Below are 16,350 nucleotides of genomic sequence, written 5' to 3'. Positions count from 1 at the left end.
GGCATAAAAATGTGGAGGGAAATCGAGAAGATTGTCGGCCGATGTCAGACCTTGCCTTCGGCAGGTCAAACGCGTTATTGTGGAACCATGGCCAAAAAGCCGTAATATGGAACGAAGGCGAGTGACATCATGTTAACGTGGCCTCATAACCCGCCTGCGCTCCGCAAGCCGAAGGCGCTGCTGCTCGATCTGGACGGCACGCTGTACCGGGGCGAAGAACCGGTCCCCGGCGCGGGACGCCTCGTTCGGGAGCTGGAAGCGCTCGGCCTTCCTTGCTGGTTCGTGACGAACAATTCGACGCGAACGCCGTTGCAGGTGGCGGAGCATCTGCGGAGCCTCGGCATTCCGGCGGCTCCGGAGCAGGTGGCGACGTCGGCCCAGGCGACCGCCGAATACGCTAGAGAGCGGTATCCGAACGCCAATGTTTACGTAATGGGCGAGCACGGCCTGCGGGAAGCGATGCGTGAAGCGGGGTTCGAATGGGAAGAAGGCAGACCGGCGAAGCTGGTCGTTCAGGGGATCGACCGGCAGCTGACGTACGACCGTCTCGCGGAAGCCCAGCTTCATCTGGCGAACGGCGCGGCGTTCGTCGTGACGAATCCGGATCGCCAGCTTCCCGTGGCGGGCCGGGTGCTTCCCGGCGCGGGCAGCATCGCCGCTGCGCTGGAGGCCGCGTCCGGCGTCCGGCCGACGATCGTCGGCAAGCCGTCGCCGATCCTCATGGATTTTGCGCTTAAGCGCGCCGGAGTGTCCGCGGAGGACGCATGGGTCGTGGGCGACAATCCGCGCACCGATATCGCCGCCGGTTTGGCGATCGGCAGCCCTGCCGTACTCGTGCTTACCGGACTATGCTCCGCGGAAGATTGGCGGCAACGCTGCGACGACGCGGGGGCGATGCCGGACGCGGTCTGCCGCGGCCTCGCCGAGCTTGAACAATATGTGAAGAGCGTCATCGCGTAAGGCGCGAGACGAACCGACGAAGGGATGAAGACACGATGCCGGAATGGCCGGAGATGGACACTTACCGCAGGCTGCTCTCCCCGCTTGTCTGCGGGCGGACGATCGCCGCGGCGGAAGTGAACCGGGAGAAGACGATCAACGAGCCGACGGCCGAGTTTCAGGCCGCCGTCATCGGACGGACGGTGCTGTTCGTGGAACGCCGCGGCAAGCATCTGTTGTTCCATTTGGATGACGGCAACCGGCTGCTCCTGCACTTGATGCTGGGCGGTTGGCTGTATTACGGAACGGAACCGGAGGCCGGCAAGGAGAGCGGCTCGTATCAGGTCGTTCTGACGTTCGAAGACGGCAACCGGCTGTTTTTCGGCGGCCTTCGGCTCGGGTATCTCCACCGCCTCAGCGCGAAAAGCGCTCTGGAGCATCTGAAGCCGCTAGGTCCCGATCCATTCGATCCCAGGCTGACGCCGGAAGCGTTCGCGAAGCGGCTCGGTACCCGAAGAGGCAGGCTGAAATCCGCGCTCGTCGACCAGAAGCTGATCAGCGGCGTCGGCAACTGCTACTCGGACGAGATCTGCTTCGATGCCGAGGTGCAGCCGACCGCGGCGATACCGGAGCTGGAACCGGAGACGAAGCTGAGATTGTATCGTTCGATGCGCAAAGTGCTGGAAGAGGCGGCGGAGAACGGAGGCTATATGGACCATAAGTTCACGGCGGACGACACGTTCGTGGGCGGTTACGACAACAAGTGCCGGGTATATGACCGGGAAGGGGAAGCCTGCGTCCGCTGCGGCGAGGCGATTCGCCTGGAGATCGTCAACTCCCGCAAGATGTTCTACTGCCCGTCCTGCCAAAAGGCACACTGATCATGAAAATCGGCTGTCACGTCAGCACGCGCAAAGGGTACGAAGGCGCAGCGCGGGAGGCCGTTCGGCTCGGGGGGAACGCATTTCAGTATTTTCCGAAAAATCCGAGAAGCCTGAGGCTCAAATCGTTCGACGCCGCGGATGCGGCCCGCTGCGCCGATTGGTGCCTCCGCAACGGCGTCGTCTCCGTCGCCCACGGGCCGTATCCGGTCAATCCGGCGGCGGAAGGCGAGATCGCCGATGCGATGGCTGCCTGCACGCTCAACGATCTGGCCATTGCCGAAGCGTGCGGCTCGCTTGGAGTCGTCGTGCATTTCGGGCACGACCGGGGAAGCGATCCGCTGGAAGCTTACCGCCGCATCATCGGCTGGATGGATCGCGTTCTGGCCGATTGGGATGGAGAGGCGAAGCTGCTGCTGGAAAATATGGCGGGCGACCACGGCCCGATGGGCACGACGCCGGAAGAGCTGACTTCGATTCGCTCCCTGTGCGCGAAGCCCGGCTCCGTCGGATTCGTGCTGGATACGTGCCATCTGTTCGCCAGCGGGCAATGGAGCGGGGGCGACTGGGACGATTTCCGCGAACGCGCGGATCGGCTGCGGTTCTGGGACGGACTGACGGCGGTGCATTTGAACGATTCCCGTTATCCGTCCGGCTCGCGCAAAGACCGGCATGCGCGAATCGGCGAAGGCCACATCGGCGCGGACGGATTTCGGCGTTTGCTGTCGACGCCGGAGCTGCGCGAATCGCCGCTGCTGCTGGAGACGCCTGTCGGCACGGATGGGACGCACGCCGGACAGCTTGCTTTGCTTCGGGATTGGATCGGGGAGGAGGAGTTCGCTTGATCAATGTTTATCTGGACGATGTGCGCCCTTGCCCGCGAGGCTTCGTGGCGGCCCGTTCCGCCGAGGAATGCCTGCTGCTGTTCGAGGCGGAAGAAGTCGACGTGCTGTCGCTCGACTTCGAGCTGGGCTACGGCATGCCGAACGGCCTGTCGGTCGTTCACGGGCTGATCGCGACCGGCCGCTTTCCGAAGCGGGTGTACGTGCATTCGTCGAGCATGATGGGCCGGGCGCAGATGGTCTGCGCGCTTCGCGAGGCGGCTCCCGCCGGCTTGAACGTGCACGACGGCCCGATGACGGACGACGTGCTGCGGGAAGCGGCGCGGCGGGCGAGCGGCGGATGAGGGAGCTGGAAGCGGCGGATTGGCAGGCCGAGTTGAACCGGCCGGATCTCGAGCCCGCGCTGTTCGTCCATACGCCGTTGTGCGGAACGTGCGCCCTGGCCAAACGCATGATCGCCGTCGTCGAAGCGGCCCGCCCGGCTTTGCGGATCGCTTCCGTCGACTTGAACCTGGCGCCCGCGCTCGCGTCTTTGCTTCGTATCGAGAGCGTTCCTTGCCTGCTGCTCCGGGACGATCGGGGAGAGTGGAGCAAGACGTACCGGTTCGGCTCGGTCGTGGAGCTCGACGCGCTTCTGGCTCCGCTGGCGCAAGGCTGACCGGTACGGTTCGTTTTCGCGTTTCGGCTTTATTCGTTAGGAGGATAAACGGCCATGATTCATTTGCAAAACTTAACGCTGCGCCGCGAGCAGCGCGACATACTGCGCGGCGTCGACCTGGAGGTCGGCGAAGGAGAGCACTGGGTGCTGCTCGGGCGGAACGGCTGCGGCAAAACGACGGTGCTGGAGATGATCGCCGGATATATGTTCCCGACCTCCGGAACCGTCGACGTGCTCGGGAACCGGTACGGGACGGTGGACATCCGTGAAGTTCGCAAGCAGATCGGGTACATCGGCGCATCGCTGATCGAGAAATTCACGCTCTACGATCCGGTATGGGAGATCGTCGCGGGCGGGGCGAACGCCTATCTGCGCATTTACGAAGAAGCGGCGCCCGAAATTCGCGAGCGCGCGCACGCCGAGCTGGATCGAATCGGCTTCGGGCCGATGGCCGACCAGCCGTTCGGCACGCTGTCCCAAGGCGAGCGCAAAAAAGTGCTGCTCGCCCGCACGATGATGGCCGATCCCCGGCTGATCATTCTGGACGAGCCCTGCGCCGGTCTCGACTTATATGAGCGCGAAGCGTATCTCGAAGCGCTGCGGGAGCTGGCCGGGCGCCGTCTGTCGATGCTGTACGTCACGCACCATATCGAAGAGATCGTGCCGCTCTTCACCCACGCGGCGCTGATGGCGGAAGGGCGGATCGTCGCGGCCGGGCCGAAGCGCGAGACGCTGACGCCGGATTTGCTGCAAGAAGCCTTCGACGTTTCGCTCTCCCTTCAATGGCAGGACGAACGGCCCTGGATTCAAGTGCGAAAAGGAGCCTCCCGATGACCGATTTTATCGCGACTTCCAATCCGGGCTTCGCGCCGTACGCGATGGAGGAGCTGCGCCGGCGCTTTCCCGGCATGAAGCTTTCCGGGCTCGCTCCCGGCGAGACGTTCAAACTGAACTCCGGCGCGCTGTCCGGCCGGGAGCTGATTAAGCTTCTGCGCCAAGACGAACCGATCTTCCTCCGGCATCTGTTCCCGGTGGATAATGAGGTGCAGGTGTCCGGAGACGCTGACGCGGTCGCCGCCTCAATGGTCCGTTTCGCCGATGCCTGCGCCGACCGCTTGCGAGGCGCGTCCGTCGCGGTTCAAGTACGCAAATCCCAGGACAGTCCGTTCCCGTTCAGCTCCGCCGAAGGACGCGACGCGCTCGCGCCGGCGCTGAGAGAACTGGGAGCGGAAGTGACGGCGCGGGACGCGCGCTGGATCTTGTCGGTGTATGCGACCCGAAGCAGCTTGTACCTCGGCTTGTCCGATCCTGCCGACAACCTGTCCGACTGGCCCGGAGGCGCGGTCCGATTCCGGCGCGAGGAAGGGCTGATCTCGCGCGCGGCGTTCAAGCTGTTGGAAGCGGAGCGGACGTTCGGGCTGCCGCTGGACCGCTTCCGGCGCGCGCTCGATCTCGGAGCGGCCCCCGGCGGATGGACGAGCGTGCTGCTCGACCGGGGAGTGCAGGTGACGGCGGTCGATCCGGCGGAGCTTAGCCCGGCGCTGGAAGGGCGCCCGGGACTGCGCCATCTGCGGATGAACGCGGCCGAATTGGACCTGAAGCCGGATTCGTTCGACCTGCTCGTCTGCGACATGAGCTGGGACCCGCGGCATACGTGCGGCATCGTCGAAGAGCTGGCGCCCGCCCTCGCGCCCGGGGGCTCGGCGATCGTGACGTTGAAGCTCATGTACCGCAAGCCGCTGCAGACGATCGCCGACTTGACGGCGGAATACGGTCGATTTTTGGAAGTGCGGCGGGTGAAGCAGTTGTTTCATAACCGCGAAGAAGTTACAATATGGGCAACGCGCTACCGTTAGAACGGTCGGGAAAGCATCCCGCGGGCGCAGGTTTCGGCCATTCGGCTGTTTCCTGCGTCCGCGGGACTTTTTTTTCTGCGTATCGACGCAAACCGGGAACGGCTTGCGAAATTTATAGGAAGGCGGAACCGCCTGTCCCCGGAGGAGAAGAACAAGTATGGATCGCGAAAATACATACCAAAGCCCTACGCCGGGAAGCTGGTTCGAGGGACGCTACCGGATCGTCGAAGCGATTGGCCGGGGCGGGATGGGCAGCGTCTATCTGGCCGAGGATGCGCGGGTGGGAGGCATGCTGCGCGCCCTTAAATTCACGAAGCCGCTGCCCGAAGAGCGGGAAGCGTTCATCGCCGAAGCCAGGATGATGGGAGGTCTGCAGCACCCGCATTTGCCGCGTATCGTCGATTATTATCCTCCGGGACAGGACGGACTGGCCTGCATCGTCATGGACTACATCGCCGGAGAATCGCTCGCTTCCCGCTGGGAACGGCACGGCCGCAGCATCCCTTTCTCCGCCGTGCTGCGCTACATGTTGCAGCTCTGCGACGTGCTTCGCTATCTCCATGCGCAGGAACCTCCCGTCGTCTTCCGCGATCTGAAGCCGGCGAACGTGATCGTCGATACCCGCGACCGGGCGGTGCTCGTCGACTTCGGCATCGCCCGCCGCTACCGCCCCGCCGCCGACTCCGACACGCTCCGGCTCGGAACGCCGGGCTTCGCCGCGCCGGAGCAGCTGAAGGGCGAGCAGTCGGACGCCCGAACCGACCTGTTCGGCCTCGGCTCGCTCGTCTACTACCTGCTGTCCGGCGGAAGCTTCGCCATCGTCCGGGAGCGCGCGGTCCGGCTTGGCGCCGACGTTCCTCCCCGCTTCGAGGAGCTGCTCGAACGGATGCTGTCCGTCCGTCCGGACGACCGGCCCGCCAGCGCTTCCGCGCTCTATGCGGAGCTGTGCTCCCTGACGGGCGAAGACGGTCTTTCCGCCGCGGAGGGAAGGAACTCCGGTTCCTCGGGGGAAGGCTCGCGCATTGTCGCGGTCGCCTCGGCTTATCCGGGAGCCGGGGGATCGTTCGCCTCCGCGGTGTTTTCCGCCGCGCTGTCCGCCCAGCGAGCCGACCATGCGCTGGCGGAATGTCCCGGCGGCGATCCGGAGCTGTTCGATGCTTGGGATGGCGGGAACCGCATGCCCCGCCGGGCGGCGTTCGCGGATCCTGCCGGCATGCTGCCCGCTGCACCGGTCTGGCGGGTCGGATCGGCCGCCGTCTATCCGCTGGATCCGTCCGCCGCCGCGCGCCGCGCGCCGGAACCGGCGTTCGCCGGCTGGCTTCGCCGCTTGGGGCCGCGCCTGACGCTGCTGGACGTCTCCAGCCGCTGGGAAGAGCCCGGCGTCGCGGAATGGCTCGCCGCGCATGCGGACAGCCTGTACGTCGTCGTCGATTGCCTGCCGGCGAAGTGGAACGTCCGCAGGCAGCGGGCCTGCGCCGAGCTGATCGCAAGGATCCGCGGCCGGGGAGGGCAGGCGGCCTGGATCGCCAACCGGGACATGCCGTTCCGCGACCGGGGAGCCTGGCTGAACGCGCTGCCGGAGAAACCGGCGCTGCATCTTCCGTGCCTGCCTGCTCGCGAGGTGGCCGAAGCGCTTTGGCGGGGCGATCCGGTGCCGGCGGATGCCGGGGAACTCGCTCGAATCGGCCGGTTTCTGCAGCGGGAAAATGCGAACAAAAGCCGATCTGCCGAAATCTAGCGCAAGAGGAAGGCGTTCCCGTCGAACGAACCGGCCAGTCATGATACAATGGAGAGCGGGAGTCTGTTCATTTGATCCGATGCGGAGTGCTCGGAAGAGAATTCGACGAATCAGATTGGGAGCCCCTTCGATAGGGCGATAGATTCGGCTGCAATAGCCTGGAAGCAGGTACGGGCGTTCAGGATAGCGCGGCCAGACTGCCTGTGTGAAGCGACAATACCGCTTTCACTTGGAGTTCAGGCGCCACGTCGACGGAATAGCGTTAACGGAGAACTAAGGCGCTCCAACGGCAGAATAACGCGGAATCTCCGCGTTAATGGGACGCAGTTGCGCCCGACAGATGAAGTAACGCGGAAAATCCGCGTTATCGGATAAACGGAACGGGCCGCCGAGGCGGCACGTACTTTTCGAACCAGAGGTGATAGAGTTGAGCGAACGCATCTTGATTATCGAAGACGAGGACGGCATCGCGCGCGTTCTGCAGCTGGAGCTGGAGCACGAGGGTTATGAAGTCAGCCGCGCGAGCGACGGCCGCACCGGGCTGGAGATGGCGACGGAAGGGGAGTGGGGGCTGGTGCTCCTGGACGTGATGCTCCCGGGGCTTAACGGAATCGAAGTGCTCAGGAGACTCCGGCAGAACGACCATGCGGTTCCCGTCATTCTGCTCACCGCCCGGGACACCGTTCCGGACAAGGTCAGCGGCTTCGAGCACGGAGCGAACGATTACGTGACGAAGCCATTCGCCATGGAGGAATTGCTGGCGCGGGTGCGGAACCTGTTGCGCATTTTCAAGGCTTCGCGCGAAGGCGAGAGCGAGGACGTGCTTCGCATCGGGGATCTGACGATCGAACTGATGACGCGCAAAGTGTTCCGCAAGGATCACACGATCGACTTGACTCCCCGCGAATTCGAGCTGCTTTATTATTTGGCCCGCAACAAGAACGAAGAGAAGACGCGGGACGAGATTCTTTCCGACGTCTGGGGCTACGAGTATATCGGCGACACGAACGTCGTCGACGTCTACATCCGTTATTTGCGGCAGAAGATGGACAAGGGATACCGGCACAAGCTTCTGCACACGGTCAGAGGCGTCGGATATATGATGAAGGAGCCTGACGCATGACGCTTCGCTCCCGCTACACGCTTTTTACCGTATTTTGGCTTATTTTTATTTTGCTGCTGTACAACATCTTCGTCTACTTCTTCGTCATCCGCGTCACGACGCGCGGCGAAGAGCAGATCATCGCCAACAAAGTCGATCTCGTCCTGGACACCCTTCGCAAAAACAAGCTGGCGGACATCGACGATCCGAAGCTGCTCAGCGACTTGTACAACGCGAACGAGATGCTGCGCGTCGTCACGAAGGATATGACCGTCGTCAACACCGTCGGCATCGACAAGGACCTGATGTCGATTACGCCCGTCGTCTCCAACGTCTCCCGGAGCGAGACCGTTCACATCGGCGGACAGCGGGCGCTGTTCCTGTCAAAGCCGATCTACCAGAACGATGTGCTCATCGGCGTCGTCGAAGGGGCGAGGCGGCTGACGGTGCTGGACAGCTACCTGCAGATTCTTCTGGTCGCCCTCAGCGTAACGAGCATCGGCGCGATCGTGTTCGCGATCTTCGGCACGTATTGGTTCACGTCGAGGCTGACGGGACCGATCGCGCAGATGGTGCAGACGATGCGGGAGATCGACCGAAGCGGCGTGCTGCACCGGCTGAAGATGGGGCGCGAGGAGTCGGTCGAGCTGCAGCAGCTGATCCGGGCGTTCAACCAGATGATCGAGCGGATCGACCGCAACATCGAGACGCAGAAGCAGTTCGTCGCCGATGCCTCCCATGAGCTGAAAACGCCGCTTACCGTCATCGGAAGCTATGCGGATATGCTGAAGCGGTGGGGGCGCGACAACGCGGAGGTAAGGGACGAAGCGGTCGAGGCGATCGCCCAGGAGACCGAGCGGCTCAAGAGGCTGACCCGCTCGATGCTTACGCTGGCCGAAGCCGAGCAGGACAACTGGCTGCAGCGCAGCCGGTTCGACGTCTCGGCGGTCGTCAAGGAGCTCGCCGCCGTGCTGGGCAAGACGTTCCAGCGGGACATCCGCGTCCACGCCCCTTCGTCGACCGTTTCCATGTACGGGGACAAGGACAAGATCCGGCAGCTGCTGCAAATTTTGATCGACAACGCGATCAAATACAGCAAGGAGCCGATCGACGTGCGCATTCGGCTGGCGAAGAACAGCGTCAAAATCGAAGTAACCGACTACGGGATCGGCGTGCCGGAGAGCGAAATTCCTTTTATGTTCGAGCGATTTTACCGGGTGGACGAAGCGCGCCACCGTTCGACGGGCGGCAGCGGTCTCGGGCTCTCGATCGCGAAGAAGATCGTCGACCTTCACGAAGGCTCGGTCGAAGTGTTCAGCAAGCCGGGCAACGGAACGACGGTGTCGATCCAATTCCCCCGCAATTTGCAGTACGGTTGACGCCGGGCCGCTTCGGCGGCTTTCGGCCGGCCAAACGATCGGAGGACGATGACGGTCATGAAAATGAGGATATCCGCCGTGCAGTTCGAGCTGCGCGACGCCGACAGCTTCGCGGAATTTCGCGAACAGGCGGTCCATTACGTCCGCAACGCGTCGGAATACGGAGCGAAGTTCGTGCTGCTGCCGGAGTTCGTCACGACGCCGCTGCTGGCGATCGGAGACACGACCGGAAGGGGGCAGCCGATCGAGCGGCTCGCCGACTATACGGAAGCGTACGAGCAGCTATTCGACGGGTTGGCCCGAGAATATGAAATGTACGTGCTGGCCGGTACGCACGTCACCCGCTCGGAGAGCGGCGGGCTGCGCAACACCGCGTACTTGTTCGCTCCGGACGGACGCCGGTTCACCCAGGATAAGCTGCACATCACCCCGTCCGAACGGGAAGGATGGAACGTTTCGGCGGGCGAGAGTGTCAACGTGTTCGAGACCGAATACGGGAAGATCGCCCTGCTCACCTGCTACGATATCGAGTTTCCGGAAATCGTCCGCATGGTGCGGGCCCAAGGAGCGGACGTCATTTTCTGCCCCTCGTGCACGGACGACCGCCATGGCTTCTATCGCGTTCGTTACTGCTGCCACGCCAGGGCCGTCGAGAATCAGGTATACATCGTGACGACGGGAGCGGTCGGGTCTCTGCGGCGCGTCGATTTTATGCGTGCCAATTACGGGCAAGCGGCCGTGATCGCGCCGAACGACATCCCGTTCCCTCCGCGCGGCATCGTATGCGAAGGAGAGATCAACGCGGACATGCTCATCACGGCCGACCTCGACCTGTCGCTTCTGGAGGAGGTTCGCCGGGCCGGCTCCGTCACCACTTGGCGAGACCGGCGTACCGATCTGTACCCGGACTGGAACTGATCCTGCCGGCCGGAAGGGGAGGGCTTCGATGTACAAGCGATGGTTCGCGACCGACGGCAGAACGATGGTCCCGGCGGTCATTCGCAATTACGGGGCGGAGGATTTCGCCGAGTTGATCGCGGTGCAGGCGGCAAGCTTCCCGCCCCCTTTCCCGCCGGAACTCTGGTGGAACGAGCGGCAGTTGGCCGAGCATGTGGCCCGCTTTCCCGAAGGGGCGCTGTGCGCGGAGATCGACGGAAAGATCGCCGGCTCGATGACCGCCCTGAGACGGACGCTTCCCGAAGGGGAGCGGCATGACTGGGAGACCGTCACCGACGGCGGCTACATACGCAATCACGAGCCGGACGGAGACACGGTTTATGTCGTCGATATTTGCGTCCGTCCCGAATACCGCAAGTTCGGGCTCGGCCAATGGCTCATGCAGTCCATGTACGAGACGGTCGTGCACCTGGGCTGTCGAAGGCTGCTCGGCGGAGGGCGCATGCCCGGCTACAAGGCTCATGCCGACCGGTTGACGCCGGAGGCTTATCTGGAAGAGGTGAAGAAGGGAGAGCTGAGCGATCCCGTCTTGACGTTCTTGCTGCGGTGCGGAAGGGTGCCCGTCGGCGTCGCCCGGAACTACCTGGAGGATGAAGATTCGTTGGGCTGCGCGGCGCTGATGGAGTGGCGCAATCCGTTCGCGTAAGCCGGTCCCAAAAACTCGGAAGGAGCATTCGAATGCTGGAATACCGCAAACTGACTTCGATCGAAGATCCGTTATTTGCGCAAATGCACCGTCTGATGCAGGAGGTTTTCCCGCCCGAAGAGGTGCTTGCGTTCAAGCTTTGGGAAGAGCCTCTGCGCGACCCGGGCATCCAAGTGTTTGTCGCCGTTAGCGACGGCGCGGTGGTCGGCGCCACCGAATACCGGTATGTGCCCGAATTTCGGGTGGAAATGACCGACTTTACGATTATCGGCCGCTCGGGCCTCGGCATCGGGAGATTCTTGCTGAAGCAGCGGGAGAAGCATCTGCGCGAGCTCGCCGCGGCGTCGGGCGCGGAATCGCTCGGCATGTTCGCGGAAATCTACAACCCGGAGGATGCGGCGGGCTCGCTCTCGGTTCGCGGCGTTCTTCCGATGCACCCGGCGGTTCGCCGCGAAGTGCTGTCCCATCTGGGCTTTCGGAAGCTGGATCTCGATTACGTCCACCCGTCGTGGGACCACGAAGGCAAAGCCGTTCGCGGCCTGGACTTCTGCTTTCGCCCCGCCGACGACGAGACGGCGTCTTTGCCGGCGTCGCTGCCGGCCGGTTTCTTACGTTGGTACTACGCCGCGCTTCCGAACAAGCCGGCCGAATGGGAAGAGATGATGAAGAAGCTGGAAGCCCGCGAGTCGGTCGCTTTGCTTCCGATCTAAGAGGTCCGGGATGAAGATTACGTTTCTGGGAAACGGCGATGCGATGGGAACGCCGCGGGTATACTGCGGTTGCGAGGTATGCGAGGAGGCCCGGACGGGCGGGCGAAACGCACGGCTTCGCTCTTCCCTTTGGCTGGAAGAAGAAGGGGAACCTCCGCTGCTGCTGGATTGCGGGCCGGATTGGCGCCGTCAGATGGAGAAGAGGGGCATTCGCCGGGTGGAACGCGGTTTGCTCACGCATGCGCATTTCGACCATATCGGCGGAATGCCCGAATGGGCGGACGCCTGCCGCTGGCTGGACATGACGGCCGAAGTATTCGGGCCGGCCGAGGTGCTTGCGGAAATTCGCGTCCGATTCCCTTGGCTGGAGAGCCGTCTCGCCATGAAAGCGAACGACGAGGGCATGGCGTACGGCGAATGGACCATTCGGCCGTGGAGGGTGAATCACGGCAAGAACGGCTATTCGTACTCGTACCGTTTCGAGCGGCGCAGGGACGGGTTCGCCTGGGCGTACTGCTCGGATTCGATCAACCTGCCCGAAGAGCAGAAGAGTCCCCTGCGGGGCGTCGGGCTGCTGGTGCTCGGCACGAGTTTTTACGAGGAGCCTTTCCCCATGGACACGAGATCGGTTTACGACGTCAAAGAAGGGCTGCTGCTGGCGGCCGAAGTCGGAGCCGGAGAGACGATTCTGACTCATCTGTCTCACGATATCGATGCGCGGCGGGATTACGGACTGCCCGCGGGCGTGCGTTTCTCGGAAGAGGGATTGACCGTCAAGCTGTAGACGTTCGGGGGCGCCCGAACGTCTTTGTCCTTTACGGCTTGCCGGGCTAGTCGCGGCTGCGAATGACAAGCAGCTTTCCTTCGCGCAGTTCGATCTCGCCCGCTCTCGCGGAGAGTTGATTGCTCACGCCGAGCGACATGCCGATGCGCAAGGCGGCGTCCGTCAGCGGATAGGCGAAGCCTCGCAGCGTAATGCCGGATGCGGCCGGCGACAGAGGAAGCAGCGATACGTAGGGGTAACGAGGGTCCGCCTCGAGAGCGCAAACGGCCGGCCCGGTCAGAAGGCGAATCTCGTTATGCGCGTCCGCCAGCGTCGCACGGCAGCCGGAAGCGTCCGCCAGTTCCAGCAGGTGAACGTTCGCCAGGCTGTGATCGAACCGAGTGCCGAGTCCGCCATACAGGACGATGTCATGAAATCCCCGGCCGATCGCTTCTCGCAGCGCGAGCTCGGTATCCGTCCAATCCTTGTCCACGGCGTCGAACGCCAGCGTTTCCCGCGCCGCCGCTTTGACGAGGCCGAGCTGCCCGGGCTCGATCGAATCGAAATCGCCGACCGCAAGGTCGGGCGCGATGCCGTGCTCGACGAGAAACAGCGCTCCCCGGTCGGCGCCGATAAAGAAATCGTCGGCACCTTCGGGCGGGAGGGCCCATTCGCCGAGCGTCCCCCCCGTATAGATGCTTGCTCTTTTTCGCTGTTCGTTCGTCATGCTTGCCCATGTCCTCCTGTCGGCTTGTTCTTCCTAAAGTATAACGTCCGCAGCTCAAAAAAGCAGTTGCGCGCCCCGATTTTCCCCCCTACAATAGGAATAATTTGTTGAAACTTCTTAAGCGCGAGCAATCGGAGGCGGCGAGTTGAACCTGGACGTGTTTCATTTATTCAGTCTTATCGGCACGATCGCGTTCGCGGTCAGCGGCGCGATCGTGGCGATGGAGGAAGAATACGACATTCTCGGGGTGATCGTGCTCGGGCTGGTGACCGCGTTCGGGGGCGGCGTCGTGCGCAACTTGCTCATCGGGGCGCCGGTGACGACCCTGTGGAGTCAGAGCCTCTATTTGAACACCGCAAGCGTGTCGATACTCGTCGTCTTCTTTTTGCCGATCGCCTGGATTCACCATTGGAAAAAAACCGAGGCGTTCTTCGACGCCATCGGCCTGTCCGCGTTCGCGATTCAGGGGGCGCTGTTCGCGGTGGATGCGAAGCTTCCGCTCAACGCGGTTATGGTAGCCGCCATGCTGACCGGCATCGGAGGAGGCATGATCCGCGACATGATGGCGGGCCGCAAGCCGCTCGTCCTTCGCGACGAGATTTATGCGGTGTGGGCGCTGGCCGCGGGATTCGCCATCGGCTACGGCCGTTTCGGCAGCACGTGGGAGCTGCTCACGCTGTTCGCGTTCATCGTGGTGTTTCGGATGCTGTCCGTGCAATTCAAGTGGAAGCTTCCCCGCCGCTCGCTCAGGTCAAACCAGGGACGGCCGGAAAAAGGAGAGGAATAATCGATGTATTCCGTTATGTTCGTCTGTTTGGGCAATATTTGCCGTTCGCCGATGGCCGAAGCGGTTTTTCGCGCCAAGATTCGCGAACGGGGGCTGGAATCCCAAGTTCGCGTCGCGTCGGCGGGAACCGGGAACTGGCATATCGGCAAGCCGCCTCATGAAGGCACCCGGAAAATTCTCGACCGGCACGAGATCTCTTGGGACGGCTTAACCGCAAGCTGCATCACGGAGGAAGACGGAGAGAAGTTCGACTTGATCGTGGCGATGGACCGGCGCAACGAGAGCGATATTCGCGCCGTGATCGGGGAGGACGCCCGCGCCGAGGTGATCCGCTTCCTGTCGCTCGTGCCGGAGCTTGGCGTCGAAGACGTTCCGGATCCTTTTTTTACGGGCAACTTCGAAGAAGTATACGAGATGGTGACTGCGGGCTGCGAGCGGCTGGCCGAACAGGTCGAGCATCGGGTCCGCTGATCCGGATTGGGAGGAAGCTTGCCATGGACGAGCATTGGGAGCGCACTTATCCGTTCCGGGCCCTGACGGAAGCCGAAGTGAACGAACGGCTTGAAGCGATCGACCGGTCGCTGCGGGTGGACGAGCTCGTGCCGATGGCCGAAGGAAAGCGGAACACGAACTACCGGGTCCGGTTGAGAGGAAGCGGCTCCGTTTTGCTGCTGCGGCTGTTCGTGCCGGGAGACGACGGCTGGCGGAAAGAAGCCGCGCTTCGAAAGCTTCTGGAGGATCGGGTTCCCATGCAGCGGATGCTTGCGGCAGGCGATCGCGGGGACAAAGACGACCGGGCTTACGGGATCTATGAGTTCGTAGAGGGACAAACCTTGCTGGAGCGGATCGTCCGGGACGGCCAAGCCCCGGTTCCCGCATTGGCCCGCGAGCTGGGACGAACGTTGGCGGCGATTCATTCCGTTCGGTTCGAGCGGCACGGTTTTCTCGACGAACGGCTGAACGTGAGCGAGCCGATCTCGCCGCTCCGCGAATGGTATCCGATGTTCTTGAACGATCGGGCCCGCAAGCGGTTGGGAGACGAGCGGAGCGAGCGGATCTTGAAGCTGGCCGAGAGCTGCCGTCCCCTGCTGGACGGAATGGACCGGAGAACCGCCCGTCTGGTGCACGGCGATTTTCGGCCGACGAACCTGATCGTCCGGGACGGGCGGGTCGCCGCCGTCATCGATTGGGAGTTCGCGATGGCCAGCCATCCGGCCGGGGATTGGGGCCAATTGTTTCGTTATGCGCACCTGTTCGATGCGGAGAGCAAAAAGGCGTTCGCCGCCGGGTACGAAGAAGGTTCGGGCGAACGGCTGCCTCCCTCGTGGGAAGTAGAAGGAGCTCTTCGCGATCTGGCCAACTTGCTTCAGATGCTGGGCGACGAAGAGAGCAAGCCGAACAAAGAGGCCGATCTGATCCGGTTGATCTCGGCTTCGGTCCGTCGCCTCGAGCAGGAAGCTATGGGGTAACCGAACGACGAAAAAACGCCCGGAATCAAAAAGCCCCGTATCCGCTTGAACGGCGGATGCGGGGCTTCTCGTTTTGACGGGTTACATATGGGCATCCGGACCGAGAAACGCGCCGAGCGCTTCCGGCAGTTCGCCTTGCCAGAACCCCCACTTATGCTCGCCGTCCTTCTCCCGGTAATCGACGTAAGCGCCGCGGGCTTCCAGAAGCTTGCGCGCCATCCGGTTCAACTGCACGAAGTTGAATCGGCCGTGGTCGGTCTCGTAGGCGTGCTCCTGAAGGCCGACAACCATCCACAGGGACAAGCTCGACAAATCTTTGGCCGCCTGGATTTGGGCGATGGAGCCGTCGTAGAACGCGCCCGACAGCGAGAGGATTCGCGAGAACCGGTCCGGCCGGTCCAGCGCGATCGACAGGCTGACGGCGCCGCCCAGCGAGTCGCCGGCCAGCAGGCGGTCTTCCGCCGCCTGCCGGAGGGAGGTGCGGGCCTCCACGAACGGAACCATCTCGTCATTGAAAAAGCGTACATACGCTTCGTGCCGTTCGCCGCCCGGCATATATTCGGCTGTCCGGTGCGCCTTGTCCACGTCGACGCCGACGATGACGAAAGGCTCCCAGTTTTGCTCCAGAATGAGCTTCTGGGCGATCGTGGCGATCCGTCCGAAGTTGAAAAAATCTTCGCCGTCCTGGCAGTATACAGCGGAGTAACGGCGGCTCTCGTCGTAGCCCGGCGGCAAATAGACGCGCAAGGAGCGGACTCCTTCCGCGAGGTGGCGGCTGGGCACTTCGTGACGGATAATCGTGCGTTTGTACAATGAAGATTCGCTCATGACGATGACTTCCTTTCATCCGATCGGTAGGGTATGGAGGACGAAGCTCATGGGTACACCATAGGGAA

The 16,350-nt window shown here is 62.9% G+C and carries 19 protein-coding genes; 17 read left to right on the top strand and 2 right to left on the bottom strand.

The features are described from left to right. The first annotated feature begins 129 nt into the window (after nucleotides 1–129). From H7C18_RS05485 to H7C18_RS05420, 14 genes are all read left to right on the top strand, one after another. Nucleotides 130–960, top strand: a complete 831-nt coding sequence (locus H7C18_RS05485) for an HAD-IIA family hydrolase (RefSeq protein WP_185128016.1) — start codon at nucleotides 130–132, stop codon at nucleotides 958–960. A gap of 35 nt (nucleotides 961–995) precedes the next feature. Next, nucleotides 996–1,820, top strand: coding sequence for an Fpg/Nei family DNA glycosylase (locus tag H7C18_RS05480; RefSeq protein ID WP_185128015.1), 825 nt, complete (start codon nucleotides 996–998; stop codon nucleotides 1,818–1,820). Nucleotides 1,821–1,822: 2 nt separating this feature from the next. After that, entirely contained in the window at nucleotides 1,823–2,665 is an 843-nt protein-coding gene (locus tag H7C18_RS05475; RefSeq protein WP_185128014.1) for a deoxyribonuclease IV, read from the top strand. Beyond that, entirely contained in the window at nucleotides 2,662–3,006 is a 345-nt protein-coding gene (locus tag H7C18_RS05470) for a cyclic-phosphate processing receiver domain-containing protein (RefSeq protein ID WP_185128013.1), read from the top strand. Before H7C18_RS05475 ends, H7C18_RS05470 begins: the two co-directional genes overlap by 4 nt. Beyond that, nucleotides 3,003–3,320, top strand: coding sequence for a thioredoxin family protein (locus H7C18_RS05465; RefSeq protein ID WP_185128012.1), 318 nt, complete (start codon nucleotides 3,003–3,005; stop codon nucleotides 3,318–3,320). The genes H7C18_RS05470 and H7C18_RS05465 overlap by 4 nt, the downstream gene beginning before the upstream one ends. Before the next feature lie 54 nt (nucleotides 3,321–3,374). Continuing rightward, on the top strand, nucleotides 3,375–4,154 hold the full coding sequence (locus tag H7C18_RS05460) for an ABC transporter ATP-binding protein (RefSeq protein WP_185128011.1): 780 nt from the start codon (nucleotides 3,375–3,377) through the stop codon (nucleotides 4,152–4,154). Beyond that, the gene (locus H7C18_RS05455; RefSeq protein ID WP_185128010.1) at nucleotides 4,151–5,176 is read left to right on the top strand and encodes a 23S rRNA (cytidine(2498)-2'-O)-methyltransferase RlmM; all 1,026 of its coding nucleotides are present in this window, start codon (nucleotides 4,151–4,153) and stop codon (nucleotides 5,174–5,176) included. The genes H7C18_RS05460 and H7C18_RS05455 overlap by 4 nt, the downstream gene beginning before the upstream one ends. A 157-nt stretch (nucleotides 5,177–5,333) precedes the next feature. Further along, a complete protein-coding gene (locus H7C18_RS05450) occupies nucleotides 5,334–6,914 on the top strand; it encodes a serine/threonine-protein kinase (RefSeq protein WP_185128009.1) in 1,581 nt (526 codons plus the stop codon). Nucleotides 6,915–7,341: 427 nt separating this feature from the next. Further along, a complete protein-coding gene (locus tag H7C18_RS05445) occupies nucleotides 7,342–8,037 on the top strand; it encodes a response regulator transcription factor (RefSeq protein ID WP_185128008.1) in 696 nt (231 codons plus the stop codon). Then, a complete protein-coding gene (locus H7C18_RS05440) occupies nucleotides 8,034–9,395 on the top strand; it encodes a sensor histidine kinase (protein WP_185128007.1) in 1,362 nt (453 codons plus the stop codon). The genes H7C18_RS05445 and H7C18_RS05440 overlap by 4 nt, the downstream gene beginning before the upstream one ends. A 57-nt stretch (nucleotides 9,396–9,452) precedes the next feature. Beyond that, nucleotides 9,453–10,313, top strand: coding sequence for a carbon-nitrogen hydrolase family protein (locus H7C18_RS05435; RefSeq protein WP_185128006.1), 861 nt, complete (start codon nucleotides 9,453–9,455; stop codon nucleotides 10,311–10,313). Nucleotides 10,314–10,341: 28 nt separating this feature from the next. Next, nucleotides 10,342–10,998: a GNAT family N-acetyltransferase gene (locus tag H7C18_RS05430; protein WP_185128005.1), complete on the top strand. Its 657-nt coding sequence runs from the start codon at nucleotides 10,342–10,344 to the stop codon at nucleotides 10,996–10,998. A gap of 35 nt (nucleotides 10,999–11,033) precedes the next feature. Beyond that, nucleotides 11,034–11,708 carry a GNAT family N-acetyltransferase gene (locus tag H7C18_RS05425; RefSeq protein WP_185128215.1) on the top strand — a complete coding sequence of 225 codons (675 nt, stop codon included), beginning with the start codon at nucleotides 11,034–11,036 and terminating at the stop codon, nucleotides 11,706–11,708. Between the two features lie 10 nt (nucleotides 11,709–11,718). Next, nucleotides 11,719–12,492 (top strand): MBL fold metallo-hydrolase, encoded by a 774-nt coding sequence (locus H7C18_RS05420; RefSeq protein WP_185128004.1) that lies wholly within the window; start codon nucleotides 11,719–11,721, stop codon nucleotides 12,490–12,492. Between the two features lie 46 nt (nucleotides 12,493–12,538). On the opposite strand, the gene H7C18_RS05415 is transcribed toward H7C18_RS05420, so the two are convergent. Beyond that, a complete protein-coding gene (locus H7C18_RS05415) occupies nucleotides 12,539–13,198 on the bottom strand; it encodes a thiamine diphosphokinase (RefSeq protein WP_185128003.1) in 660 nt (219 codons plus the stop codon). A 145-nt stretch (nucleotides 13,199–13,343) separates the two neighbouring features. On the opposite strand from H7C18_RS05415, the gene H7C18_RS05410 reads away from it, so the two are divergent. The 3 genes from H7C18_RS05410 to H7C18_RS05400 are packed head-to-tail and all read left to right on the top strand — an operon-like array spanning nucleotide 13,344 to nucleotide 15,454. Then, complete coding sequence (locus H7C18_RS05410) at nucleotides 13,344–13,985, top strand: trimeric intracellular cation channel family protein (protein WP_420481838.1); 642 nt, start codon at nucleotides 13,344–13,346, stop codon at nucleotides 13,983–13,985. Nucleotides 13,986–13,988: 3 nt separating this feature from the next. After that, the gene (locus H7C18_RS05405; RefSeq protein ID WP_185128002.1) at nucleotides 13,989–14,456 is read left to right on the top strand and encodes a low molecular weight protein-tyrosine-phosphatase; all 468 of its coding nucleotides are present in this window, start codon (nucleotides 13,989–13,991) and stop codon (nucleotides 14,454–14,456) included. Nucleotides 14,457–14,479: 23 nt separating this feature from the next. Continuing rightward, nucleotides 14,480–15,454, top strand: a complete 975-nt coding sequence (locus tag H7C18_RS05400; protein ID WP_185128001.1) for a phosphotransferase family protein — start codon at nucleotides 14,480–14,482, stop codon at nucleotides 15,452–15,454. Nucleotides 15,455–15,535: 81 nt separating this feature from the next. On the opposite strand, the gene H7C18_RS05395 is transcribed toward H7C18_RS05400, so the two are convergent. Next, nucleotides 15,536–16,282 carry an alpha/beta hydrolase gene (locus H7C18_RS05395; RefSeq protein WP_185128000.1) on the bottom strand — a complete coding sequence of 249 codons (747 nt, stop codon included), beginning with the start codon at nucleotides 16,280–16,282 and terminating at the stop codon, nucleotides 15,536–15,538. Nucleotides 16,283–16,350: the final 68 nt, after the last annotated feature.

This window comes from Cohnella zeiphila (genome assembly GCF_014212055.1).
GTDB classification, from domain to species: Bacteria; Bacillota; Bacilli; order Paenibacillales; family Paenibacillaceae; genus Cohnella; species Cohnella zeiphila.
Note: the sequence above shows the minus strand (reverse complement) of the source record. Positions and strands in the feature narration are given on the sequence as shown.